Raw genomic sequence first — 25866 nt, 5'->3', positions numbered from 1 at the left:
CCATTCATGACGATACTTTACCTGCAGCCTCGTCGGCGTCCAAGTGCTTGGCGACTTCGGCCAGCGGGTGACGGAAGAAGTGCTGGTTGAGAGCGTCGGCAAGCGCCTTCTCTTTTCCCGCCCTCGCCAGTGCCAGAACGGCATCGCCGCCCTTCCAGTCGATCTTCGCCTTCACGCGGCGGATCTGCTCCTCTTTCAGCTTCGCGAGCGCATCAGGTGCGATACTGCCACTCGTCCAGATTTCGAAGCGCTGCTCTGCCTCACGTAAATACCCGTGGTGAGCGTAATGAGCGCGGAATGTGGGAATCTTCGCGAGCCATTCCTCCACCTCTGCCAGGCTCAACACACCGCCCGGCTCCTTACCTTTGCATTCAATGGCCGTGACAACTGCGTTCTGGTTGGTGATCGTCTGAACGTCGATATCCGCTGTTCTCCCGGTGTGCGGGTCTTTGGCGGTGACGCCCATATCCATCGTCATGGCTGTGCGCCTGGCAAGATAGCCCGCTACCATCTCGAACAGGACACCCCGAAGGTTCTTGTTGCGCCCTTCGATATCGAACAGGTTGTTCAACAGCATGGTGAGGCGTTCGGGGCTCGATGATGCATATTTCGCGGCATTCTTGAGCACTTCGCAGAGCGAGGCGATTGCCTCCCCGACACGCCTCCCGAACAGGTCTTTCGGGGTTGCCAGCATAACGCCTGCCGCATGTCCTGCAGTCATGGTTTCGCCCGTGAAGCCTTCCGCGACGATGATCGGCAGAATGCCGATATCCTTGAAGCTGGCTTTGAGAACGCGAGCTTTGCGGATGAAGAACTGAATCTCATGGACGGTCAAAATGCCTTCGGCGAAAACATCCGCCACAACGAAACCCGGTTTGCTTGCCGATCCCTGCAACGGTAGAAGATAGCTCGGCCCGGCAAGATCGAATGCAAAAGGCCCGATCGGCTTCAAATCTTCGTCGCCCCGGATGCGGATAGCGTTGTAGCTCGCGAGGCCAATTTTTCGACACCATTCGCGCAGGCCATCCAGCAAGACACGTTCCGTAATGTCCCGCGCCCGCATGGCAGCGGGTGTGCCCATGGCCAAGCTCGGAGCCGTATGGAAACAGCGGCCATATTCCGGGTCGTGGAATTCCTTGAGGAAGTCGGACTTTATGAGACGGCTGGCGACCGTATCGGCCGGGACTTGCCCGGTCTTGGGCCTGACCGTCGCACCGCTAACAACCGCGAATTGCTCGGCAGGAATTATGCCCCCCCGAGCGATCACGCCGTCGATAGCCGCCGCCGTAATCGAATTGGTTTCGCGGAGATCGCGCAGGAAATGTTGCCAGAACCGTTCGCCGTTACGATCCTTCTCCAGATAAAGGAACGCCTCGCGCTTAGGCAGGAGCGGAACAGGAAAGCTGCGGATCGGCGGCTTGGCTCGCGATACGCGCTGACGCGCTGCCTCTGCGGATAAACCAGATGCGACAAGTGCCTCAACGATCCGTGAGGAACGTGAGGGACCATGTTCGGAAAGGTACTGCGCAACGGTCGTCATATGGCATGTCACACTGCTTAATTTATTAATATAACTACCTTGCAGCCCGTCGTTTTTCAAGTCGTGTGATGGGTTGTTAAAAAACAATGACTTACAGGGCGTTCTTCGAAGCCAACTTTTTGACCTCTGTCACAATAGCTTTTGAATCACCGTTCTTGGCCGGCCCTGAGCTGAAGTAGACACGCCCTGTCATCAACGTCCGCTTCGCCCACTCACACTTAATTAAAAGAAACTCCTGGGCTCTCCATAGCAGTCAGAGGATCGATGCCGTCATGTACGAGGAACTGGGGGTATGTTGGATCCCAATACGTTGTGAGTAAGAGTATTTTGGCGATGAGACCGGCGGATCCGTCCCTTCCGAGATCGCCCGCTAGATCTTATGGAATTCGACTGCACAACCGAAACTTGTGAGGAGCGCCTGCATCCCACACGCTGTGTTCTTTGGGATTGCCATAACCAGCAGCCGCTCGGCGCGTGACGCCGCGACGTAAATTTTCCGCGCATCTTCATCGGCGCCATTTGTTGTGTCGCCCTCAAGGTAATCGAGTATTTTGCCAGCCTTCTGGCTCGTCATCACGACACACACCGCCGGGAATTCCAGCCCTTTTGCAGAGTGAATTGTGCGTGGCGGTGGCGCATCCACTGGTGCAGCCGCCAGAGCAGTCGCGAGGTTGGCATGCGATCGAAGACGCTGATTGACATTTAGGCCCCTAACCATGTCGGCTTCGACAGATAGGCGAGCCTTGGCGAGCCATTGGCTGGGAGTTTCTCCCGGCTCGTATCTGAGTTCGTTCGCCACGGCGATGACATCTGGCCGCCAGCGCCCGTCTATCATACCGCTTTCGGCGAGATGGGCGTGGTAGTCGCCCATCGTCCCGATGTGGCCCTGTATGAACAGGATTATCCTGTGCAGGGACGCCAGTGCTTCCCGGCGACCGCCGGAGGTAAAGGAAAAATGATAGTTCATCACAGCCTGCGCCAGGAGCAGCGATTTTTCGTTCGTTTTGCCCAAGGTGGGCTGTCCGATCGCTTTCGAGGCGCTTGATAGCGTTGATGCCAATAGCGGTGCGTGCCCAATCGTAATGTCCAGCGAACGGACTAGGTCAGCAAACTTTGCCCCAATCGCGGTCGAGACACCGTTCCCACTATAGGACAGCAGATGGATCGGCGTTGCATCGTCCTTGTGCTTACCGATGGCCTCGTCTTTATCGACCCGTGCGCTCGGCGGACGCAACGCGACGATGGCCGAGCAAATCGCTGCCGTTGACCTAAAATTCCCGTTCATCACGAGCCGTTCTGAAGGATCGAACGTAGCTGCGAAGTCGAGCAACTCGTTGGTGATGCCGCCCCGGAACTTAAAAATCGACTGTTGAGGATCGCAGATCACTTTTACAGACAGCCCTGATCGGCGCAGCCAATGGACCACGGAAAGGTCGGATGGATTGCAGTCCTGCGCTTCATCGACAACGATTTCGCGAAAACGGGCGGCGAGCGCCTTGCCAACACGCTCGGCAAAGTTCGTGTCCCCAAGCCGTTCGGCTACGCACGACCGTACATCGTCAAAATCGACCAGCCCATTGGCCCGTGCGCTTTGGATGATCCTGCGGGCGCATGTTTCCCAAGCTGCGGGATTCCGCTCCGTCGTGTCGAACCCGTGTTCTCCAGCGCGAGCAGCATCGATCGCACCTGTCTTCCTGTCGAAGCACTCGAGGGTCAGCGCATGCGCTTTCGCAAAAGGTGGCTTAACCTCCCAATTATTCTTGTCGACCACCAATTGCGGCAACACCGTGCAGCCAGGGATGCCGAACGGGGCAATGAAGAACTGCCACAGGAACCGGTCAAATGTACCGATGAAGCTCGGAAACAGCGGTGAAGTCAGCAGCCCGAACAAGCCCAGGCGGCTCTGAAGCTCATCCACCGCGGCGTTGGTGAAGGACAGAAAAGCGACCCCACGCTTGTCGTCAGTTCGGTCGGCGAGATGCCGGGCACGTTCAACCAGCGTGCGCGTCTTGCCAGCGCCCGGGCACGCCGTCACAAAGGCCGAACCATCGTGAATGATGACCGTCTTCTGTTGGCCGGTTGGACAATAAGGTGCGGTCACGGCGCCACCACGGCTTGGATCGCAGCTGCCATGTAGTCTGGGACCACAAAGGTGTCTTCGCCATCTTCTACCAACCGTGCAAGCACTTGGGCGAAGTCGCCCTTGCGGGTCGTCTTGAATAGATCATGGACAGCTTGCGCACGCTCATCGCCGGACAGAGCTGCAACGGCGTCCCACTTTTTCTGCGATCTTTGGTGAAGAGTCAGATAGGCCTTGCGAAGGATATTGCCGTTCCCGGCCTCAAGCAGTTCGGCCTCCAGCGAGTAGGTGCTGGTAAGGACTGCAAGATGCGCCGTTGCATCCAAGTCCTCGGCGAGCTTTTCCAGGGCCGCCTTCCGCTTCTCGCCCGGAAGCGCCGACACCGGTGCCGGAGCGACTTTTCCCTTGTGAGCAGGTGTCAATGGTTCCGCCCCCTTGATCCCATCCGCCACGTCATCCTTGGATAGAGCGGTGTCTTCCACATTTAATTGCACCGCATCTGGATCAGGAATGCCCCCCTCCAGATTCTCGGCATCATCTTCATCGCCGTCTCCGCCGGTCGCCTTGTCGCCGTCTGTCATGATGACGACGCGGTCCGCGATCCGCGTGCCGTTGACAGCGGACAGCAGCAACGTCGCGTAGGGGCCGAAATCCACGCCGTCGATCGGGATGAAGACGGCTGAACGAAAGAGACGGAGTTTGTCCTTGTCGGATTTCAAGGTGTGGTGCTCCGCGATCGCGGGCAATAACAGCGCCTCGGCAATCCCTTCCACCAGAAGGACCCGGCCGCCGAATAATAGCGCGGCTTTGGTGACATCCAGATACCTGTCCACCTTGCGGCGATCGATGGGATCAAGCTCCATCCGAGCAAGCGCGATGCAGCGAGTGGAGCGGCGGGAAGCGGCGGCTGCGACTGCCGTCGCAAGGCCATCAGTAGGCTCGACACTTTCTTCGGGGCCACTTCGCGCGAGGGAATCTTCGGTCACAATGGAAACGGAGGCTGGAGATTGGGAGGCACTGGCGTCTTCAGTCTTGGTCTCGGGTGATGCGATGATGGATTTGAAGACCACCAGCCGGTCGCTGCTGACCCACGCAGACAGATTGGGGGAATGGGTCGCCACGATTACTTGTAGCTCGCCGGCAGGACCATATGTGTTCGTCATTTGCTGCTTGCGCGAGGCGTCAGCTCGGTCACGCAAGAAAGCAAGCACGGCGGCCTGTAATTGTGGGTGCAGATGGGCTTCGGGCTCCTCCACCAAAAACAGCGTAAGGTCAGCCGATTGCACTTTCTCAAGTTCAACCGCAATGATCGCTATGAAAAGGAGGTTCGCGTAACCGTGTCCGGAGTAGCGCAAATCCTCCGGCACCACGCCATGATCGGCAAGTTTAAAGCGCAGATCCCGTGCGATGTCGATCAGGGACTCGTCGGATGCGAAGCCGAGCGAAGCGGTCTGCCGTCGAACCCCGGCAGTGAGTTCAGCGAGCCCCCTCTCCACGGCTCCGTCCACACTCCTCAGGACGTCATGTGAATGGCTACGGGCGAGGTGTTTTGCCAGTTCGTCAGGTGTGGTCTCGCCGAGAAAGTGATTCAATAGCGCCATGATGCGCGTGGGATTGCCGGACGCCAGTGCCCGTTTTGCGTCCCGTAGCGGTGGCAAATAGACATGACGGACCATGTCCTGGCAACCTGGTTCGGGCGCGTTATCATCCTTGCCAGCCCAAATTGTCGGGCGGGCACCTGTCCGGCTGCCATCAAATCTTAGTCCGAATAAAGCTTCGGTCAGTGTTGTATCCTTAGCCGCGCTGATCAACCGCCCTTGCTGGCCCGGCGTCAGGCCCGTAAAATGGGCTTCGAGTTCGAAGTGCGGGATAGCGCTCTCAAACCTTACATCCGTTGGTTCGCAATAAATCTCTCGGCGGCCGCCAAGTGGGAGCGTCAGGAGACGGATCGCATCAATTGCATTGCTTTTCCCACCGTTGTTCTCGCCCACCAACACGGTAAGGTCTGGCTGAAAGTCGATCTCACAATCGTCGAAGGAGCGGAAGTTTTTCAGCTTTGTTGAAGATAAATACATTCGCTGCCCCAAAATGCTATTTTAATGCCGTCGTCGCATAGACTACGACTAAACAGGGGCGTTCGGCCATACCTTGATGGAAGCCGCAAATCGGTTCCATTGCTTAAGCGGTCTTGTTTCCCGGACGGCATGAAATGGTGCGTGCCCGATGCCCGCGACCAGATTCGATAGCCGGCTCTGGGTCGGCGCACTCACTGGGGGAATAAGCATGGACCAGAACTACGCCGGACAGATTGCGGTCTTACTCAACACGCGCAATCAACTCGTCAAAAACTACAATGCCAAGGACATCCTCGGTGCTCGCGCACGGTTCCTTTTCGAAGTGCGAGATGATCAGGTCGTCGGCTGCGTCGAAGTAAAGAAGGTCCAGTGGTACCAGGCGGAGGTCAATCACCTCACGGTCCACGAGGAGTATTGCCGACGGGGGATCGCGCAAGCGCTTCTCACTTCAGCTACCGCGCGGGCCATCCGAGACAGAGCGCGCATCTTGCAGTGTACCATTAGGGACAACAATAAAGAGAGTACGGGCTTGTTTGTGAAGAACGGATTCTTGCGTACAGCTTTGTTCCTATATCCCGACACCGGAAACAATGTCGGGGTGTACCAGAAAGTGATTTCGCCGCCCGAAGCGGCCGCATTGAGTGTAGCAACCGGCCAATAGCACTTTGCGTTGCGCTTTCGCGCATGTAGGCAGCGTGCCGGTAGCTGTTGCACGATGTGGTGGAAGGGGTAGCGATTTACGCTCCACCCTCCAGCGCGCACCCGCACCGGACCAGTTGGAAGCGGTTCCATTTCAGTCATTCGACCGACACGCAACGAAGGTCGGCTGTCCGCTCTTCGTGTAGGGTGTGCCCAGTCGATGACCGCAGAAGCATCAGCCGACTTTCTGCTTACCCATGTTCATAGTGCTATTCACCGGTCGTCTCACCTCCGTAAATGTCCAACGCCTTGACGACATCATCAATCTGGTAATGCGGCCGACCATCCGCCATAGGCATTTTCGAGCACACGCAATTCGCCTCAAGGATTTCGACAACCCTCTCAGGGAGGTGCTTTGGATCGATAGGCTGTCCAGCCCTGAGCGCTCTGCGGATAATCGACAAAGTAACCAGGGTGTCCGCATTAACTTCGTCGGTCTTGGTCAGCTTCCGTGGCATCTTTGCCCCCGTTGGGGGCTCAGGAGGGCCGATGAAGCTCTCTTGGTCGCGCCGGATGTCATCAAAGGTGGGGCGATCACTCATGGGCTGTCTGTCGCTGCTCCCTGGCAAGCCTTGCCGCCAATGCCATCACGGCGATAATCTTGGTATTGGCGACCAGGTCAATGTTGTCAGTCGTGCTAAGAGGGTGTCCCATGACAGGTCCACATGCCCTTGCGGAAGGACGGGAGCGCATCGAGAGAGAAGACCTGCTGGGCTGCCCTTTCCAGGCACCCTCCTACCGGCGACAGATGATAGAACGGGAACTTCGGGCATGACGGGAGAACCCGCATGGCCGCTGCACCCGCCCCCCAAGGAGATCGAGACTTTGCGGCAGTATGTGCAAGGTTTGGCTCGTCTCTATGGGGTCACCTTCGAAAGCTTCTGCTATCATGCTCTCAAGATTGCGCATGCGGATGAAGAGGCCCGTTCCTTCACGCAACCCACAGAGGATGTCTTGGAGCGCCTCGCTTTCGACCTTGGTATTCCAATAGATGAATTGCGCGGTTTCGAGGCGCGCCGTCGCCGCAATGTCGCACGCCTATACGCGGAACTCGAAGCATGGATAGCCACGCCCGAGGGTCGGCAAAGATATGAGTGGGCTTTCCCGCCGAAATCGTAACATTTGGGCACACCCTTGAGAGACGCATAAATGTGACAGCAGAAAATGTCACAAATGAGTGGCGCGGCAGGCATAGTGACAGTATCAGGTTTTCAGCCACCCTAAAGTGACATTTTTCCATGCCTAAGATCGGTTACGCTCGCGTTAGCTCAACAAGTCAGGACCTCGAAATCCAGAAAGCCAAGCTGAAAGATGCAGGCTGCGAGATCATTCGTTCGGAGACCGGTTCCGGTGCGTCCCGCGACAACCGCACCGAACTGGCAACCGTCCTGGAGTTTTTGCGTGCAGGTGACGAACTGGTCGTGCATCGCCTCGACCGCCTTGGGCGGTCAACCCGAGACGTTCTGAATCTGGTGCATGAGCTGGATGCGAAGGGCGCATCGTTGCGTATCCTTGAACCCGAGGTGACGACGGCAGGCGATATGGGGCGCATGGTGATCACTGTCCTCGGCATGGTCGCTGACATGGAGCTAAAGTTCATTCGCGACCGCCAGCGCGCAGGGATTGAGGCCGCAAAGGGTAAAGGGATCTACAAGGGGCGGCAGAAGGAGGTCGATGACGCTGAAATTCAGAGACTGGCTGCAGCTGGCACGTCCAAAGCCCAGATTGCCCGAGACCTGGGTGTTTCGCGCATGACCGTATACAGGGCGCTGGATACAGGAAATACCAAAGCGGACGCCGACCCGGATTAGGTCCGCTGGCAGCTACGCGGACAAAACAGTCATCGACTTGCAAATTGCCGAATGTCCGCTACACCCTTTTTCTATCTCATGATGCTGGTCAAACCAGAGCGATAGCGCGTCCCGGCCCTCCGGTACCTCCGGCAAAGCGCGGTGCACCGGCGACAAGTGTTGCGCCTAGTGCAGGCAAACCAGCAAGTCCGGCCAGACATTCAACGCCCCATCTCCCGGATGGAAGCCAAGCGTAGTGTACCGGAGAGTCTGTCGAGGGGCCGTGATCCAGTGAAAGCGTATCCACGCCAATCCCCTTCACCTCACGCTCGCGCATGAGGAAATCAGCAGCCTCAACGTGGAAGCCAGGGAAATGCAGTGCTCCATCGGTATCCGCACCTCGGAATTGATCGGTTGCGACGTGATCCGCCCAACCCGAAAGCATCGCAACACATGCGCCTTGTGGGATGTCGCCATGTTCTGCCTCAAATCGGCGTATATCGTCGGGTGTCAGCCGATAATCTGTGTCTTCTGTCACTGCCGCCCGCACGTCGATGACCGCGAGAGGGCAAACAAGGTGTTCCACTGCTATTTCATCTACCGTGGCGCCGTTTTCAGAAAAATGAATGGGTGCATCAAAATGGGTGCCGACGTGTTCTGGGTACGTCAGGGTTTTCAAGTTCACTTTGTTCTCGTCCCACGTGAACGTATCTTCGGCGGTGAACGCGGGCGTTCCGAAGTAGGTTGGAAAGTCTGGTGTCAAACGATGTGTCAGATCAACCGCACGGTTGAAGCTGACGGGATCTTCACTTTGAGCCATGACACGACTTGGCGTAAGTACCAGTCCGCTTGCGGCGGCTGTCGCTGCTCCGGCCATCATTGCGCGGCGGGTCACATCCGCCCGAACACCTTCCGTTATACAGACATGGCACATCGTCATTCTCCCTTGATTGGTTTTCGTTTTCTGTCGTTCAAACAGTCGCTAAATCCTCAACCTTGCGGGCATCTTCGGCTGTTCCGGTATTGATGGTTGTCGCGGGTTCCAAAAGAACCACTTCACAGGTTTCCGTCAAGGCGACAGGGCAGTGTTCCACTCCGTGCGGAACAACAATGAATTCCCCTTCTTCGACAACTTCCTCGCGGTCACGAAAACGCATCAGCAGACGCCCTCGATGGACAAGGAACAATTCGTCCTCGCGTTCGTGAAAGTGCCATGTGAAATCGCCCTCGAATTTGGCGAGCTTGATCTGCATGTCGTTCACCTGACCCGCGATACGCGGTGACCACGTTTCCGTGAAACTTGCAAAGGCGGTATCGAGACCCTTTTTCCCGAAAGGTGACAGGTGCCCATTTAGATTGGCGACATCGCGAACAATGGCTGCCAGTTGGGTTTCCAACTCTATGCCATTTGCCGGATACTCGCCGTCCAGCGCAGCGGTTCCGATCGTAAACCCGGTTGCTCCGGCCTGCCGCACCAATGCGATACGATCCTTATCCGCAATGGACCCCGCGACGATCACAGGCTTGCCAGCCGCTTTGCAGACAGCCGCGATCAAGCCGGGAATATCCGGCAGCGGCGAGCGATAAGCGAGTAGGTCAAGGCCATGCACGCCGTCCCGTGACGCGAGATCGCGTGCGCTGGCGGCTATTTCCTCAACCGACCCTTCTAGAACGCTCGGATGCCCAACGATGCGGCCCGGGAATGGGTAGTATTCGATGCCTGTGCCTTTCAACACGGGCAAAACGTCATCAACGCGCGTCCCGCCAAGCAAAATATTGATCCCAATATCAACAGCGGCTTTGGCAGATACGACTTCGCTGTCTCGATCAAGCGACACCACTTCCAGGTACGACGTGGCCCCGCTGGCTTGTATCGTCGCATTCAGGGCTTTCAGATCACCGACAGGTAAGCCGATATCTTTGAACCCGATATGACGCACACCGAGGGACAGTGCGGTTTCAAGATGTTTGGCGGCATCATCCACAGTGCGATCGTTGCGGGTGAGCATGAATATAAAGCGTAGACCCATCAGGCGGCTTCCTTCTTTTTGGTGCTGGTCGAGATAAGGCGGCGGGCATAGTCGATTGCGGTGGACAGGCTGGTGGCATCGGCGATGCCTTTGCCTGCGATATCAAAAGCAGTGCCGTGATCTGGCGATGTCCGCACGAAGGGCAGACCAAGCGTGATGTTGACGCCTTTTTCGACGCCGAGATATTTTACGGGAATGAGGCCCTGATCGTGGTATTGTGCCACGACTACATCAAAGCGGTGACGGCGGGCCTGCATGAAGACCGTGTCTCCGGGCCAAGGGCCACTCGCATCGATACCTTCATCGCACGCAGCCTTGATCGCGGGCGCGATAATTTCTATTTCTTCGCGCCCGAATAATCCGCCCTCCCCAGCATGCGGGTTCAGGCCCGCAACGGCTACACGTGGTTTTCTAATCCCAAGTGCGCGACACCCTTCATGGGCCAGTCTGATGGCGGACATCTGTGCTGCATAATCCGCTCGCTCGATTGCATCGCGAAGCGAGCAATGGATTGTCACAAGGACGGTGCGGACCTCTTCATTGGCAAGCATCATCGCCACGCGGTCAGCACCCCCAAACTCAGCAAGCATTTCCGTATGGCCGGGAAATTTGAGACCGGCGGCGGAAAGTGCTTCTTTATGAATTGGTGCGGTTACAATGCCAGCGGCGCGTCCGTCTTTGGCAAGTTTGACCCCTGCCACGATAGCATCGTATGCTGCACGTCCACTGGCTGGTGAGACTTCGCCAACAGGAAAGGGACCATCGCCACCGGTCTCCAAAACCTCAATGCAGTCTTTACGACCTGTCGCCTGTTCGATCTCTGATAATTCTTCAATTTTCAGATCAAGGCCAAGGGACAAAATAGCTTCGCGCATCACGGCGGCTGATCCTGCCACAACGCAAGCACCAGCGTTTCCTTGGGCAAGTGCCTTGGCAACAATTTCCGGCCCTATACCGGAAGGGTCGCCCATCGTGACGATAAGAGGGGGCTTAATCATGCAGTAGGTTCCTTGAATTTGGTGAGGTGTTTGGCGGCATTAGCCAGTGTATCCGCTGTTCCGAACCCGCCCGCCTTCATGCCAAGAATGAGTGGCCGACCACCGTGACTGGATAGCCCTACCGGAAAACCCGCCTCGACTTCGCCACTCAGTGTAAAACAGTGGATGCCGAGACCATCGAGAATAGCTTCCATTGTGTCGCCGCCGGTTGCGATAACCGCGCCAAAATCCCCAGTTTCCAATGCGCTGATCGCGGCTTGCACCAGTTTATGTAGAGTGCCTGGGCTATCCTGTGTCCGAGCGGTAGGAGCTCGCAGAACCGAAATGCCCAAAACTTTTTCGACTAAATCGCACTGTTCATGGCTTACGGCGTTTGCGCTTCCCACCACGACCAAAACCTTGCGCGACGTCGTCGGAACCACAGGGGGGCGTTCACTGGAAATGCGCGCAGCCAAGGCCTGCGCCATCCCAGGCGATCCGACCCAAAGAACGTCGTGTGGATTGGAAATTGCCGCAATTTGCGTATCCAGATCATCTTGCGTTTCTGCATCCAGAAGAAAGGCAGAGCGCGCATCAGAGGGTACAAAATCAGCCAACACCGAGGTTGTCGCGGGGTGAACCGGATCACGTGCATAGCGACTTTGATCTACTGGCACGCCATCTACCAACTGAATACCGTTACGCGTGGTTCGCCCTGCTTCAGGGAAAGCAGGTGCAAACACCAGTTTTTTCCGGCCGCTCACTTTGAGGGCAGCGTCAATTTCAGCACGAACATGACCGCGAAGTGTGGAGTCCAGAGTTTTGTACAGTATCTCAGCGCTCTTCATCGAAGCAGTGAACCTTTGGGTCACTTCAACGGCTGCCTTTACGCCTAATGATCGGGAACGTGTGTCGATTGCAAAAACATTAGCGTTCGTTGTTGGAAGGCAGGCCCGTCCGACTAGCGCGGACAGCCCCCGACCAACGAAAGGGCCAGCACCGTCAGCGGCGCTCGTCAGATCATCGGCCAGGATGCCGACACGGGGAGGATAATGCATAATCATATTGGTGATTATGCCGATTACAAAGATTCTGAATAGCAATGGTTTCGCACCATTACCGGTGATATATAATCACCAATGAAGAGATCAGATATTCCTTACCTCGACGATTTACGTGCGTTCGAGACAACAGCCCGCTGCGGAACTGTTCGCGGGGCAGCCGATGAGCTGTCGCTGACCCATGCGGCAATCAGCCGTCGTATCAACCGGCTCGCAGACATGATCGGAACGCCGTTATTCGAGCGAAGCGGGCGAGGGTTACGTCTGACCACCGCTGGTGATCAACTCGCGGACGTTTGCCGTCGGAGCTTTGATGATTTGTCGCGCACAATAGCAACGATACGCGAGGCACAGGTAACAGAGCCAGCCGCCATTCTACTTTCCTGCGAACGCTCTGTCGCGATGCGTTGGCTCATACCGCGCCTCAGTCAATTTCAGGATGCGCACCCAGAGATTGCCGTTCACCTTTCTGTCGGCGGCGGGCCGGTAGATTCAAAACAAAACCGGGCAGCATTGGCATTGCGGCGTCTGGATTTTGAAATCGCTAGTGGATGGTCTGTCGTACCGCTTTTTGATGAAACCATCGGGCCTGTAATGTCGCCTGATATGCGTTCAAGCTTTGATCAAGGCGACTACATCGCTCTTGGATCAAACACACGGCCAGACGCTTGGGATGATTGGCTTCGTCTACATCCTGACGCGCCACGCCCGCGTGAGCGCCGCATGTTTGATCATCATTTTTTGATGGTTGAGGCAGCGTCAAGCGGACTTGGGGTTGGTCTTGTTCCACTCATCGTTGCACTAGATGATATCAACCGCGAACGTTTGGTTGCCCCATTCGGTTTCGACCCAGACGGATCGAGGTACGGTGTTCTACACCCGTCCCAAATACCCCTTGGCAAGGATGCCTCGCTACTTCTGGACTGGTTGCGGGACAGGTCACGGGACATTTGACGAAAGTGAGCCGCAAGAACGATAATTCCGAAAAGCCGACATTCGCTGCAATACAGAAAGTAAGAAAAGAGGGTTCCTTCAAGCCGTTCGCTGCGGTCTGCACGAACGGCTTCTTCGATGCTGCGGCCGCTCACTGAACCGTCTGTGACAGGCTGCTGAACTTATTTGTGAAAAACGACAACAATTGCTACCACTGCACCTAACCGTTGTTCTAACTGACTCCCCGAGGGCGACTGGCCCCCTGCTGGTTGTGCAGTGCGGTGACGATCACATCATCTGCTGTAACTGATGCTGTTGTAAGTGACATCCCCGCCGGGCACGCATGTGAGAAGCTGGAGGCTGCCCATGGTTTTCAGCTTGGGCTCTCTGGTGGCTGATAAATTTCGGCTCTGAGATTGCGTATGATAGCGGGAAGTCTTTGCTGATCCTGGGGGCAGGAATCGTTCGCTTCTGGGAAGCGCCGTTTGCCTTTTCAAGCTTCGACACGAAATAAATTCTGGGGTCACGGGCTGCTTTTGGCGTGAGCCGAAGGGCATCGCGAGCTGGTGACGAAACTTCCCTATCACCCACGGGTCGGCAAATCTGCCCTGATAGGGAAACCAATGCCTGATCTCGACAAGAGGCCGCAAGCATGCTGATGCGGTCTTTTCAAAATTGTGGCGCTGGGGCCACGCCTTGCCCGCGGCCTGTGTTTTCTGACCGGGAGAAATCTTGTCGAGGAGTGGATGGAATTTCTATGTTTGGGTCATGACACAGCAACGCATCCATATCTCGCCTCGGCTCATACTGTTCATATGACGTGAACCCGCCCAATCGCTTCCCCTGCGGTTGGCATCCGAGATTTGAGAATGGAGAGTGTATCGATGGCTGTCGAACCCATCCCCCAATTGCCTGCCCAGGATTCTGCAGTCCCGTCTCGTGGAATCGCACCTCGAAAATCGCGTGGTGATTCTCTGAAAACCGACGCAATCAGCGGTGTGATCACCATGGTTCTGTTGCCGAATATCCCGTGGGAAGCCTATATCTCAGCCCGTTTCACTTTGCGAAAACGTCAGCAGGAGTCGCAAGGCCTCGGTGATCTGCGGGGTGGGGAGAGCGGATCCGCACAAGATGATGTGCCTGCGAGAAAGCAGAAAAGATCCGCGGGTTTCCTTTTCGCAATCTGATGGGTGATTCCTGACGCTAACCCATTGTCGACAAAAGAAAAATTCTTTCTGGAGGCAAAATCGGTGGCTACCAAATATCCAACGCCGCAACAGAGGAGGCACTGACGATGTAGCAGGAAACGAAACAGCGATCTGCGCCAACAGACCGCTCTCTCAATTTGGAAGACCGAGATCCACCTCTTTCATTCAGAAACCTATCACCCAATCGGGGCGGTTTCAAGGACTCGGATGCTTCCAGAACATGACGACCTTCTTTTCTGCGACGCATTTGTCGCCACGGGAAAGGTCTGCCCGCAGCCAACCGCAATGTAGCCCGAGTGGGCTTGTGCTGGGGCAGATCCATGGGGTCGCACACTTTCCGACCGACCGGGGAGTGCAACCTGATTTGGAGATAGAAGACCATGTCCTACCATTTTCGCGATGTGCATCATCATCTTGACGCACTCCCTGATGAACTTACCGGCATCGTCTTGCCGGCACCCTCTCAAGCGGTCCGCGATGTTCCCGCTGCATCTTCCGCACACTGCACGGCACACTCGGTGCTTGGCGATGGGGCCGGTGTTCGGATGCAGCACGAGAGCCATCTGGAAATCGACAGTTCCTACATTCTGAACTCCGTCCGGAATGTCGCCAGCATGCAGGAGCAGGTGATCTTTCACTTTGGGTGGGATCGGAAAAAACAGAAGACGCACATCTTCGACGTGATTGTGACTCTCGTGTCCGGGGAACGCATTGCCTTCGCAGTCAAACCGGAAGTCCGCCTCTATTCGTCGAAGAAGAAAAGCTTCGAGGAGCACATGCAGGCCGTCACCTGGTGGGCCTACGAGACGGGTTTCGTGGATGAAGTGCGTATCCTCACCGAAGTCGATCTGGATCCGGTCGACCTGTACAACGCGAAGGTCATGGCTGCAGTGCGTGCCGTGGACATCGACGCCGACGATGCCGCTCAACACGCTCTCAGCAGTTTGCCGGCCGGCGGTGGCTTGAGCTTGCGCGAGCTTACTTCGGCCGTGGGTCTGGGCGCACGGGGGTATCGGGCGCTGATCCGTCTGCTTCGGACAGGTGAAGCACGACTTCAGGCGAAAGAACGGATTTCGCCGGACGCTGTGATCGTCAATGCCCGGGTTGAGAAGTTGATCCAGCATCTGCCGGATCGCCCTGTGCTCGTCGCGGAACCGCAACCGGCTCTGACGGTCGTCTAGGCCTAACCGAAACATTCAAGTTTGCCACCCGTGCGCAATGCCGCGCGCGGGAACAGCACCCCCTTGCCCAATCACGGGCGCCAACCTTGCCTAAACAGGAGACTTCCCATGTCCATGCACGAAAAATCCTTCCTCACCTTCAGCCTCGACAAAGATCATGTGTACTGCATGCATGGCGAGAGCTGGGGGTACGCCTACCAGACGAATGGTACGGCCACCTTCTATGCCATTGATGATCCGCACAAGAAGGCCACCTATGACCTCGGCACGCTCAACCGGCTGAACGCCAGCGGGGAGATCGAAGTGCGCCCCTATGCGCAGCTGCCGGAACATCTGCGCCCCGCTCAGGCCAATACGGTTGATGACGTGTTCATGGCCGGCCTCAGCCTTACGAAGCGCAAGCGTGCCAATCAGCGTGAAGCCATGGTCAAATCCTACTTCGAGCTGAAGGAACGGAAAATCTTCAAGGTCGATGATACCGAGATCAATCATGCAATGTCGCAAATCCGCGATGGCGCTGAAGCCTACCTGGAGGAAACGCTTCCTGATCCGGAATACAGCCTGAAGGTGGCCAAGTACGAACGTGGCGAAGGGCCGAAACCCCGCTCCAAAAGCTCTGTCGTGCTCCCTGACAAGGTCGCCGCCAGCACTCTGCGGAAATGGGCGGCCGCCTACAAACGGGGCGGGAAGAAGGCCCTGATCGACAACCAGGACAAGCGTGGCAACACCAACAGCTATTTCACGATCGAAGAAATGGCTCTGCTCGCCGAGGTTGTGAACAAGGAGTACATGTCCCGTCAGCGCAAGAGCAAGGCAACTGTGCTGGCCGATGTGAAGCTCGCCTTCAAGGAGGAAAATGCACGCCGCGCTGAGGAGGGGGAGGTCAAGCTTCGCACCCCGGGACGCGATGCGGTGAGCAATTTCATCAAATGCCTCGATAAGTTCCATGTCATGGTTGCACGGCATGGTCACGGTGAGGCCATGAAGAAAATGCGTCCGGTCAACAAGGGGGTTGAGGTTCTCCGTCCGTTCGAGCGCGTCGAGATGGACGAGTGGAAGATCGATCTTCTGACGATCCTGAGCAAGAGCAAGCTGCTCCTGATGTTCACGCCGGAAGAGCGGGTGGCAATGGGCTTGGACGGAACCTTGAAGCGCTGGTGGATGGTTGGAGCGATCGACTGCCGGACCAACTGTCTGGTGGGCTTGGCGCTGACGCTGAACCCCAAGACCAGCAGCGCCCTTAAATGTCTGCGTATGGTTGTCAGTGACAAGGGGCAGTTCGCCGACAAAATGGGTGCGCTGTCGCCCTGGTCGATGTTCGGAACGCCGGAAACGCTCTATGTCGACAATGGCGGGGCGTTCAAGTCTCTGCTGTTCACCAATGCCTGCACGGATCTCGGCATTGCGAAAGTCCAGACCATTGCCGGCCAGCCTTCGATGCGCGGTAAGATTGAGCGGGTGTTCGGCACGCTGGCGACGACTTTGCTGCCCCGTCTGTCGGGCCGTACCTTTGGCAGCGTGGTCGAGCGCGGAACGCACCCTTCCGAGAAACTTGCCTGCCATGCCCTTGAAGACCTGATCTACGCTCTCGTGCGTTGGGTGGTCGATGTTTACCACAACACGCCGCAGGAGTCCCTGGGGCTGCGGACGCCGCTGGAGCAGTGGGAAAAGGATCTCGAGGATGGCAACTATCCCCTGATGTCTGCCCCGACCATGCGGCGCAAACGTCTCGCATTCGGATTGCCCCTGCAGCGTGAGCTGCAAAAAGACGGCATCCGCATCCTGAACGTCCGCTACCAGACCGGCGACTTGGCGGCCAAGTATCTGATGCGTGGCAAGCATCCGGTGAATGTGCGGTGGTTCGAGGAGGATATCGGGACCGTTGAGGTCGAGCTTGATGGTACCTGGTACGCTGTTCCTGCAGTCAGTGACGCTTTCCAAGGGGTCGATGCCTCGACCTGGGTGGCCACGCGCCGCGCACTCCGCTCCCGCGATCAGAAGCGGGTGGAGTGGGAAGAGGATGTGATCGCCCAGACCATTGCCGATATCGAAGCCCTGAACGCCGAGCGTAAAGCCGCCCGCCACATTATCGACCATGGCTGGGATGAGAAACGTTTCAAGGCTGTCGAGCAGGAAGCCATGGCAAGCTTTGATGTTGTTTCTCCCCGCGAGAAACAGGTTTCGGCTTCGGATGGCGTGGGCCGGACCGTGACGCCGGTGGTGCAGACCAAGCCCAACACCTTGAAGGATACGGCCGGAGATTCCGTTGCGCAGGAAGCGCCTGCCGATACCTGGAAGATGCGTGATTGATCCCCAAGGCACCGTGAAACAGGAGAAAAACCATGACTCTTTCGAACAAAGAAATCGCCGCCGTGATGAAATCCCTGCGGGCTGCCCATATCGAGACCGATCGTGACAAGGCCTTCGAGAAGCAGCTGAGTCGCAAGTTCACCCGTGATGAGGACGGAGAACTCACGCATCTTCCTGTCCGCTGCACCGGTGGGACGGAAACCGAGGGGATCGCCTTTATCGAGGGGTCCGGAGGAGGGAAAACCACGGCTATCGTTGAAGTCCTGAAGAACTTCGCACCCTTGGCCCACAATCCCCAGACTGGCGCGCCTCGCTATGTCCACCTGAAGGTGGCGGTCCCTGCGACCTTGCGCAGTCTCGGCGTCGACATCCTGGAGAAGATGGGTGTCGACAAGGTCAGCGATCGGACGCGTGTTTACGACGTGTGGGATATGGTGCGTCATCGCCTGAAGGTCATTGGGGCAACGCTGCTCTGGATCGACGAAGCGCATGACATGTTCAAATCCGCCTCGGGCGCCGAGACAGAAAACATGTTCAAGATGCTGAAAGGACTGATGCAGGGCGAGCACCCTGTGGTTCTTGTGCTGAGTGGTACCGAACGTCTTGGGGCGATCACGGGCATTGACCCGCAGGTAAATCGTCGGTTCACCAAAATCCGGCCAGCTTCTCTGGCCTTTGGCGTGGACAACGCTCGGATCAAGGGCCTGGTCGGAGCGTACGCCGCGAAGGCCGGGCTGGATGTTGCGATTGATGACGATACCATCAATCGGCTTATCCATGGCAGCCGGTATCGGTTCGGGCGCAGTGTCGTCTGTATCATCGAAGCCATTGAGTGCGCGCTCTACGACGGCGCCTCGACTCTTGAGGTGCATCATTTCGTGGACGCCTGGGGCGTTCGTGAGGGATGCGCGATTGAGGCCAACGTCTTCGCCGCGGCTGACTGGATGGCCATCGAACTGGAGGATGAAGGCGAGGAAGTCAGTCAGAGCCCCACAGTCCAAAAGAAGGTCAACCGGAAGAAGGTGGCCTGATCATGCCGTTGTTGCCCAAGCTCGAAGCTCTCCCCGGGGAAAGCATGACCTCATACTTGAACCGTGTGGCGCGGTTTCACGGGGATGTGCCCTTGACCAAGTTTCTCGACATGATCGAGCTGCCTCGGCACGAAATTCTTGCGCCGGGGCCCAAGACCATTGAGCGAGTGTCGTGCCTGACTGGGGAGCAAGTCTGGCGGCTGGAGCGCATGACCTTTCTGCACAACGGGCAGCGGAGGCGCAGTATTGGTGGCCAACTTGTCCAGGCCGAATTCGTTGATACGGGTGCTCGTCGGTTTTGCCCGAGATGCCTTCTTGAGGATTTGGCTTCAGGTAGCCCTTCCGACGGAATGCCAGTCGGGCGCATCGTATGGCAAATCAAGGCAACCCAAGTTTGTCATCGGCACAATCTGGTTCTGAAGAGGCGGTCCATTAATGCCTACCCGGACCGCTTCAAGAACTTGCCAGAGTTCATTGACAGCGAGGCCGAGTTGGATCGATTGGCTGCTTCAGCCGAGACTTGTGAAGTTTCAGATCTCCAAGACTATATGATGAAACGGATCGCCGGTGTGAAGGGGCCGGATTGGCTTGACGATCAACCGCTGGACGTTGCCATCAGGGCTTGCGAACTCCTGGGCAAGCACTTGATCGGGCAGCCAGGGGCTGACCTGGAAAAGCTCGCGCCAATTCAACGTATTGCTGCGCAGGTTGAGGGCTACGAGTACGCAAAGGCTGGTTCAGCGGGCCTGCTCAAGGCCTTTCAGGTGATCTATGATCAACATGTGGAATCTGGAAGGATTGGAGGTGTGCCGAAAGCGTTCGGCAGCCTGTATCAGTGGCCGTACCTCAGTAAGCCAAACGAGGATCCCAATAGCTTCCGAACCTTGCTTCGGAAATTTGTTCTGGAGCATTCCGCTGTCCCGGAGGGTGTCATTGTGCTGGGAGAACCCGTGGATCGTCAGCGTATGCATACGACCCATTCTCTGGCGGGCAAGGCCAGAGTCCCAGTGGATGCCTTGCGGATTGCTTTGGTCAATGCAGGGCTCATTGCGGATGTAAAGGGAAGAAGTCTACACTATCAGGTTTTTGATGCGCGGGCGGGGGAAAGCGTAGCGGAAAAGATGCGAACTTCGATTTCAACCAAAAGACTGGAAAAATTCCTGAACTGCACCCGGGGGCAGGCGGAGCAGTTGACGCGGTCCGGCACGATCCCGAGATTGGTACCGGTGGGTGAGGCCTGCAGTGGGGTCCTGACGAACGTGGCGCGAGAGGACGCAGAGGCGTTTCTGGCCAAGTTGATGGGAAATGCGGTCAAGGTCTCGAGGCCGTCGAAGGGCTACCTGGACATTGCAGGCGCTGCGGAGGCCTTGCACCGGCCAGCTCTCGATATCGTCGTCGCTATTCTTGATGGCGTCTTGGAGCGAATTGAGGCGTGCCAACCGCGCCGTAAGTTCAAAAGCTTACACGTCCACCCGGAAGATGTTCGTCGCGCCATGTCGTACAATCCGCCGGCTGGGTTCATGACTGTCGACCAGGCTTCTGGCAAGTTGGGGCTTCCGCCCGAAAGCATCTACGCACTTTCTGCTCTTGGTGATGCAGATGGGAAGCCCTTCTTCTCAGAGCATTTCTTCAGCAATTCGGGCAGTGCCCAACAGCGTATGATTGCGGCCGAAGAGGTTGCCGAGTTTTCGACGCGATACATCACTTTGAAAGAGTATTCCGAGACGATGGGGATTGGCTCGAGGAGTGCCAGCATGAAGCTGACGATCGAGGGCATCTCACCCATTGCGCCGCGGGAAGTCGTGCTTCGTGCGATCTACGTCCGGCAGGAGGTTCTTGAGCTCGTAGATTCGTAGGTCCCGGCCCCAAGAAACTGTTGATAGTGAGATGAGGTCGCCCGATTGGGCGGCTTTTTTGTTGGAACTTGCGAACTATTTTTGGCAGTTTTATGCCCGCCCGACTGGCGCTTTTGCCTGCAGGGCCGCTTAGAAAATTCAATGAAATCAATGGCCGATTTTGTGGAGTGTCTCTCAATTGGCCGTATTTTCAGTTGAGATAACACGCTTACTTTGGCCATTTTGGCCGAAAAAACGGCTATTCGCACGCTAACGACGTCCATTGGGGAATTCCGCTGGGAAAGCGGGGTTCCCGTGCCTGTGCGGTCGATTTCGCGCTTTGTCGGCCTTGATTGGAATATGGGTCCGGTAGGCCGAGACGGAAAGCGAAAGTCGAAACTTTTTTCGAGCGGTAATCCTGATGGGAGTGATACCCGGCGCACACCATTCCAACGAAGAAGGCCGCAGGTCTCCCTGCGGCCTTCTTGGTGCGGTGGTGAGCTGACGACCTTGCAGGCCGAGGTCCGGCCTGGCGTCTGAGACGCAATCAGCTGATGACGCGAGCCCGCTTCACGCCGCTTTCAGCAGGGCCAACTGGCGGTGCGCATCGACCCGCGCCGAGAGCAGCGCCCGCATCGCGGCGATCATCCGCAAACCCTGGAGCATGCCTTCCAGAACGCATCCCTGTTCCGAAAGGATGGGGACTGCGCGGACTATGCCGACTGCGCCGTGATCCGGGTCGTTGTGGCCGTCGAATACCCCGCGAAAGCCGAGGGTTTCGCGGTCGACGGCTTCGACCAGCAGGGCCTCGATACGGCTGACATGATCCTCGGCACCGTCTGCCAGGGGGCCATCGTGGCGGAGCCTGGCAATGGATTGCAACAGCGTGTTCCGTTCGGTTGCCGATAGCTCTTCTTCGGTCCGCTCGGTCTGAGCGTGGAGGCGGTCTATTTCTTGGAGCGTCCGGGTCCAGAACTCTTCCAGGGACAGGTGTTCGAAGTGCTTCATCGCGGTATCCTCATGTCGTTTGAAGGTGGGCCGGGGGCGGGTTCAGGCTGCGTCCTGGTCGTGGACTGCCAGCGCGAAGACGTCCATTTTGTCGTCCAGTTTCCCGATTTCGACGAGCAGGGCGAAGAGTCCCTCCGCCAGCAGGCAGATATCCTCGACCTCCCGGCTGCCCGGATCGAGGAATTGCCAGGGGCCCGCATCTGTCTCCGGATCGCCGAACAGCGGGTCGAGAGAGATCATGCGGTGGAGATTGACCAGACGGCGCCGCGTGGCGAGCTTCAACTTGGTCGTCGTGCGGAGGTCGGACATGATCCGCAACACGCGGGCCTCGCCGGTCTGGCCGTGTAAGAGGTTGGCGGCATTGCGGAGCGCCTCGCCCTGCTGAGCAAGGTGCCCGCTGACAGCAGCGTGTTGAGGGTCAGTGGACTGGTTCGTTGATAGGGTGCGCAGCATGGTATTCCTCCTGTGAGCTGTGCTGAGCCATTCATGGCAGCTTCAAGCCTGTCCGCCGATGTCATCCTTTGCTGGTCGTTTCGTTGTCGCGCGCGCAGCGTATCTGCTGCCCTTGCATAGAAGAGATTGGCCGACTCTACCGATGACGAAGAAAAAAACAGGGACCGCGCTAAGTTTTCTCGGGGCAGTTGGAAAGTCGCTTCGACCAGAAGAAAACATGTCTGACGCGGCCAGGAAAAAGCCCCCGCAGCCGTCAATGACTGCGAGGGCTTAGATTGCACTCGAGGTGGCGTGTTAATTGTCCTCGATGGACCAGCCCACGTCGGAGTTGGTGAGGCCGTAGACGTCGACCGCGTCCGTGGCACCATGGATTGCGGTCGCGTCAGTTGCGGCAGCTTTAGAGCGCGCGGCGCGCTGGCGACCCGAGCGCGATTGGTTAGTGAGCAACTCCGCGCCGAGGCCATCGTCTCCGGACGGAGCAATGGGCTCGCGGGGCGTGTCCTCGACCTCGAAGCCGATCAGCTGTGTGTCTTCGAGCCGCTTGAGCCGTTCCTCGGAGAAATCCTCGACGAACAGTCCCTGGCGCGCCATCGCGTTGGCATTCATGGCCACGATGTGGTCCATGGTCTGGGCGATGATCTGCTCGCTAACCTTGGCCTCGGCAGCCCGCGCCGCACGGATTTCACGCACGGCCATCAGCCACGTCTGCGCACGCTGACCACAGAATCGCGTCAGAACCGCAGGGATCTCGACGAAAGCGCCGTTCAGTTCTACTGCGATGGCACCGATGTCCTCAGAATACCAGCGAACACGGACTTCCCTGTCCCGTGCATGCATGAACCACCGTGCAAATACCTTCGAGTGGTAGCGAACGCCCAAGATAGTAATGCCATCTTTCTGCGCGGTGTATTTTGTGCGCGTTCCCAGCGCCTTGCGGCGACGTTCCAGCGACGGCATTGGGGCGACCCCGAATTTCTCGACGAGGCGGTTCCAGCAATTCAGCGGCGTTTCCCCGCCAAGGCCCGCATGCGGGCGGCGGTGGTAGACGTCCACGACCCAACGCACGAGGGCTTCGCTGAGCTCTTCAGACGTCAGTGCCGCCCGCTTGTCGGAATCGTAGTCGCCCTTGACGACCGTGTTGCGGAATGTGCGGCCCGTGAAGCGCCCGATGAAACTGCTGGCCATGGTGCCAAACATCCTCTCTATCCTGGCGCGAAACTCGGGCATGCCGGCCGGCCCTGCATCGATGGCGATGCCCAAGTCGGTAGCCCCTGCGCGGGTGTCGAAATCGATGAAGCCCGAACCGGCATCGGTGACGATGAGTTCGGGCGTTCCAGACATGTTCCAAGGGGTTAGGGTGCCCACGGCATCAGCCCAGACCCCCTTGTCGCGCACGATCATATCGATCGTCTGGACCGCAGCCCGGCCGCTTTCGGCGCGGGCCAGCTTCATGGCGAGGATACACCGCGTTGTCGTGCACATGGCCGCGATCAAGAACCAGCGGGTCTTTTTGCCATCCTCCAGGCCGAAGGCAGCTTTCTCTTTGTCTTCGAGCTTCGACCAAATCCCAGCGGTCGCCATGATAGTCTTGAGATCGACCTTCCATGCGTCCATCTCGACCCGCTGGAGCGGCCGGGTCACGGTCAGCCCCATGCCAACTGGGGCAAATTTCTTGCGTGCCTTCTCGAGGCCTTCACGCGAAACGACGACTTCGAAAGGGTCGAGCTTGCCGATTTCTCGCCGAATGGTTTCGCGGGATGGCAATTCCAAGAGGGAAGTTTTTCGCCCCCGAACTTCGCCATTCCGTTCCTGTTCGATCAGTGCCTTTCGGCGTTCGTTTTCCGCAAGGAAGGCGCGATGGACGTCTTCGACAACGAAAGCAATCGTGGGCTGCTCTGGGGACAGGTAGTTGCGAATTGTCCTCGACAGCAGGCACAGTTCATCCGGACCGATGCGCCGCGCGCGGTTGTTCTGAATGTCCTGCCCGTACAGCGCCGTGAGACCATCCCGGGAGTATGCCGCAACGCGCTTCAGCAGCCTGCCTGCACTGACCTTGTTGGGTGACACTCGCGTGTTCCTTTTAACTTGTCCTTCATCGGAGTCGCTGGGCACCGAGTAGTATTTACCTGCTCGATATTTTATCTCTTCAAGGACGGTCTTGGTGGACGCTTCGGTACGTTTGACCTTGCCCTCCTTTTCCATTTTGAGGAACGCCAGAACGAGTGACTCGTGATACTTGGCCCTGCGTTGAGCCTTCGGCGAAAGGGTCGATAGTTCCCGGGTCGGCTGGCGAAGGCGCCGTTTTGCATTTTCCGGGAGGAACTCGTCACGCCGATGTTCGAGCGTCCCGTTTGCTACGCGCTGGGACAGGACGGCGTGGGGAAAGGACTCTGCAACGCCTCTGGCGTCGGTTCGGACGAACACGTAGCCGTCGACGGAGCAATCCGTCGCGCGGTACGAAACCCCGTCGATGAGCACCTCATCATATTCGCCAAAGGCAAAGCGCGGCATGTTCGGGCTGCATTGTAAATTGAGCATCAGGCAACACCCCGCATGACCAGGCTATCGTAATCCACGCGGACCCGTTCCTGGAGTGCGAGTTCGCGGGACCCGATGAGGCGCGCTATGGACCGAAAACCACGACCCTTCAGGCCGGTATGAGCGATTAGGTCACCAACCTTCGCGGCGCCATTCAGCCTGCGGATGGTTTGGCGCATGATGGCGTCGGCTTCATCGTCCGGGTGCCGGACGGAATTGAACAGGGTTGCATTGAACACGTCGATGGGATCGAGATGCTTCTCGGTCATCAGTGTTACGCGGTCCGCGAACTCCGGGGTGACCTGGGTTGCAATTTCGGCGATCTCGGCCCGGAACTCTTCCTGCTTGAGCTTCGCGTCGTACTTGACCATGATCGCCACACGGATGCCATCCACCATTGTCGCCCGGAAGTCGAAGAAGTGCGTGTGAGTCGACCCGTCGCGTGCCTCCCAGATGAAGCCTACCTGGTTTTCCAGCTTGACGACATCGGGTCGCGCCAGCAGCACGAGCGCGACACGTTTCTCGGTGAGGCTGTCCGTGTTCATAACAACACCCGCGCCAGGGCCGTACACGAAGGCACAGGAGAAGTGCTTCTTGGCACCCACCCCCGGTTTGCGGTCGGTGTCCGGACGCTCAGGCAGCGCATCATTGGCGGGCGCGTTGGCGGTGGCATCGTCGGCCCGATGGGGCATCATGCCCTCAGCCCTCTCGCTGGAAGTGCCAATCCGGTCTTGATCCATCTTTGTTCCCTTTTTGCTATGCTAATGGCCGGACAATGCCCGACCTAAGAAGGAGGTTGGTCGATATGAAAATGACGGAAGGAATCTTCGGCAGAAATCTCAGAAATCTGGCCGTTTGCAGCGTAATGCGATGATCTTAATAGATAAAAAATTTGGCTGTCCTGCGAATTGTAACCCCGTTCGCATAGGCTGGTGCATCGTCTATCCGCGGCGTGCAGGCATTTCTGGACGAAACCGTTTTGAGCTGACGGCATTCGTTCCATCTCATACCCAGGACTGTCATGCATATAGATGCCTGTCGAAGACCGTTCGACGAGCAAAACGAAATGAGGAAGTACCTATCCAGAGGGCATGCCGGGAGTGCCACGTGACCGACG

Annotated in this window: 20 protein-coding genes; 8 read left to right on the top strand and 12 right to left on the bottom strand. The window is 57.4% G+C overall.

Going from position 1 to position 25866, the window contains the following annotated elements; genetic code table 11:
- Positions 1–4 precede the first annotated feature (4 nt).
- From GLP52_RS08355 to GLP52_RS08345, 3 genes are all read right to left on the bottom strand, one after another.
- Entirely contained in the window at positions 5–1600 is a 1596-nt protein-coding gene (locus GLP52_RS08355) for a hypothetical protein (protein WP_237273499.1), read from the bottom strand.
- Positions 1601–1910: 310 nt separating this feature from the next.
- Positions 1911–3641, bottom strand: coding sequence for a UvrD-helicase domain-containing protein (locus GLP52_RS19600; protein ID WP_237273498.1), 1731 nt, complete (start codon positions 3639–3641; stop codon positions 1911–1913).
- Positions 3638–5695: an ATP-dependent nuclease gene (locus tag GLP52_RS08345; RefSeq protein ID WP_237273497.1), complete on the bottom strand. Its 2058-nt coding sequence runs from the start codon at positions 5693–5695 to the stop codon at positions 3638–3640. Before GLP52_RS08345 ends, GLP52_RS19600 begins: the two co-directional genes overlap by 4 nt.
- 208 nt (positions 5696–5903) lie before the next feature.
- On the opposite strand from GLP52_RS08345, the gene GLP52_RS08340 reads away from it, so the two are divergent.
- Positions 5904–6356: a GNAT family N-acetyltransferase gene (locus GLP52_RS08340; protein WP_237273496.1), complete on the top strand. Its 453-nt coding sequence runs from the start codon at positions 5904–5906 to the stop codon at positions 6354–6356.
- Positions 6357–6603: 247 nt separating this feature from the next.
- Here GLP52_RS08340 and GLP52_RS08335 read toward each other — a convergent pair whose 3' ends face one another.
- Positions 6604–6936, bottom strand: coding sequence for a hypothetical protein (locus tag GLP52_RS08335; protein ID WP_237273495.1), 333 nt, complete (start codon positions 6934–6936; stop codon positions 6604–6606).
- A 229-nt stretch (positions 6937–7165) separates the two neighbouring features.
- Here GLP52_RS08335 and GLP52_RS08330 point away from each other — a divergent pair, with 229 nt between their 5' ends.
- Both GLP52_RS08330 and GLP52_RS08325 read left to right on the top strand, forming a co-directional pair.
- A complete protein-coding gene (locus GLP52_RS08330; RefSeq protein WP_237273494.1) occupies positions 7166–7513 on the top strand; it encodes a TniQ family protein in 348 nt (115 codons plus the stop codon).
- A gap of 119 nt (positions 7514–7632) precedes the next feature.
- Positions 7633–8205, top strand: a complete 573-nt coding sequence (locus tag GLP52_RS08325) for a recombinase family protein (protein ID WP_237273493.1) — start codon at positions 7633–7635, stop codon at positions 8203–8205.
- An 88-nt stretch (positions 8206–8293) separates the two neighbouring features.
- On the opposite strand, the gene GLP52_RS08320 is transcribed toward GLP52_RS08325, so the two are convergent.
- The 4 genes from GLP52_RS08320 to GLP52_RS08305 are packed head-to-tail and all read right to left on the bottom strand — an operon-like array spanning position 8294 to position 12255.
- The gene (locus GLP52_RS08320) at positions 8294–9118 is read right to left on the bottom strand and encodes a cyclase family protein (RefSeq protein ID WP_237273590.1); all 825 of its coding nucleotides are present in this window, start codon (positions 9116–9118) and stop codon (positions 8294–8296) included.
- Between the two features lie 37 nt (positions 9119–9155).
- On the bottom strand, positions 9156–10214 hold the full coding sequence (locus GLP52_RS08315) for a cupin domain-containing protein (protein ID WP_237273492.1): 1059 nt from the start codon (positions 10212–10214) through the stop codon (positions 9156–9158).
- Positions 10214–11212 carry a 4-hydroxythreonine-4-phosphate dehydrogenase PdxA gene (gene pdxA, locus GLP52_RS08310; RefSeq protein ID WP_237273491.1) on the bottom strand — a complete coding sequence of 333 codons (999 nt, stop codon included), beginning with the start codon at positions 11210–11212 and terminating at the stop codon, positions 10214–10216. The genes GLP52_RS08315 and pdxA overlap by 1 nt, the downstream gene beginning before the upstream one ends.
- Positions 11209–12255: a four-carbon acid sugar kinase family protein gene (locus GLP52_RS08305; protein ID WP_237273490.1), complete on the bottom strand. Its 1047-nt coding sequence runs from the start codon at positions 12253–12255 to the stop codon at positions 11209–11211. Before GLP52_RS08305 ends, pdxA begins: the two co-directional genes overlap by 4 nt.
- 75 nt (positions 12256–12330) lie before the next feature.
- On the opposite strand from GLP52_RS08305, the gene GLP52_RS08300 reads away from it, so the two are divergent.
- The 5 genes from GLP52_RS08300 (at position 12331) to GLP52_RS08280 (ending at position 20771) form a co-directional block, all read left to right on the top strand.
- Complete coding sequence (locus GLP52_RS08300) at positions 12331–13206, top strand: LysR family transcriptional regulator (protein ID WP_237273489.1); 876 nt, start codon at positions 12331–12333, stop codon at positions 13204–13206.
- Positions 13207–14773: 1567 nt separating this feature from the next.
- The gene (locus GLP52_RS08295) at positions 14774–15574 is read left to right on the top strand and encodes a hypothetical protein (protein WP_237273488.1); all 801 of its coding nucleotides are present in this window, start codon (positions 14774–14776) and stop codon (positions 15572–15574) included.
- A 108-nt stretch (positions 15575–15682) separates the two neighbouring features.
- Positions 15683–17884 carry an integrase gene (locus GLP52_RS08290; protein ID WP_237273487.1) on the top strand — a complete coding sequence of 734 codons (2202 nt, stop codon included), beginning with the start codon at positions 15683–15685 and terminating at the stop codon, positions 17882–17884.
- A 32-nt stretch (positions 17885–17916) separates the two neighbouring features.
- A complete protein-coding gene (locus tag GLP52_RS08285; RefSeq protein ID WP_237273486.1) occupies positions 17917–18915 on the top strand; it encodes a TniB family NTP-binding protein in 999 nt (332 codons plus the stop codon).
- Between the two features lie 2 nt (positions 18916–18917).
- Positions 18918–20771 (top strand): TniQ family protein, encoded by a 1854-nt coding sequence (locus tag GLP52_RS08280; RefSeq protein WP_272903616.1) that lies wholly within the window; start codon positions 18918–18920, stop codon positions 20769–20771.
- Positions 20772–21320: 549 nt separating this feature from the next.
- On the opposite strand, the gene GLP52_RS08275 is transcribed toward GLP52_RS08280, so the two are convergent.
- The 4 genes from GLP52_RS08275 to GLP52_RS08260 all read right to left on the bottom strand — a co-directional run bounded on the left by GLP52_RS08275 (position 21321) and on the right by GLP52_RS08260 (position 25489).
- Complete coding sequence (locus tag GLP52_RS08275; RefSeq protein ID WP_237272100.1) at positions 21321–21758, bottom strand: hypothetical protein; 438 nt, start codon at positions 21756–21758, stop codon at positions 21321–21323.
- A gap of 42 nt (positions 21759–21800) precedes the next feature.
- On the bottom strand, positions 21801–22211 hold the full coding sequence (locus GLP52_RS08270; protein ID WP_237272099.1) for a hypothetical protein: 411 nt from the start codon (positions 22209–22211) through the stop codon (positions 21801–21803).
- A 294-nt stretch (positions 22212–22505) separates the two neighbouring features.
- Positions 22506–24749 carry a transposase gene (locus GLP52_RS08265; RefSeq protein ID WP_237272098.1) on the bottom strand — a complete coding sequence of 748 codons (2244 nt, stop codon included), beginning with the start codon at positions 24747–24749 and terminating at the stop codon, positions 22506–22508.
- Positions 24749–25489, bottom strand: coding sequence for a hypothetical protein (locus GLP52_RS08260; RefSeq protein WP_237272097.1), 741 nt, complete (start codon positions 25487–25489; stop codon positions 24749–24751). The genes GLP52_RS08265 and GLP52_RS08260 overlap by 1 nt, the downstream gene beginning before the upstream one ends.
- Positions 25490–25866 lie beyond the last annotated feature (377 nt).

The organism is Sulfitobacter sp. M22, assembly GCF_021736025.1.
GTDB lineage: Bacteria > Pseudomonadota > Alphaproteobacteria > Rhodobacterales > Rhodobacteraceae > Sulfitobacter > Sulfitobacter litoralis.
Note: the sequence above shows the minus strand (reverse complement) of the source record. Positions and strands in the feature narration are given on the sequence as shown.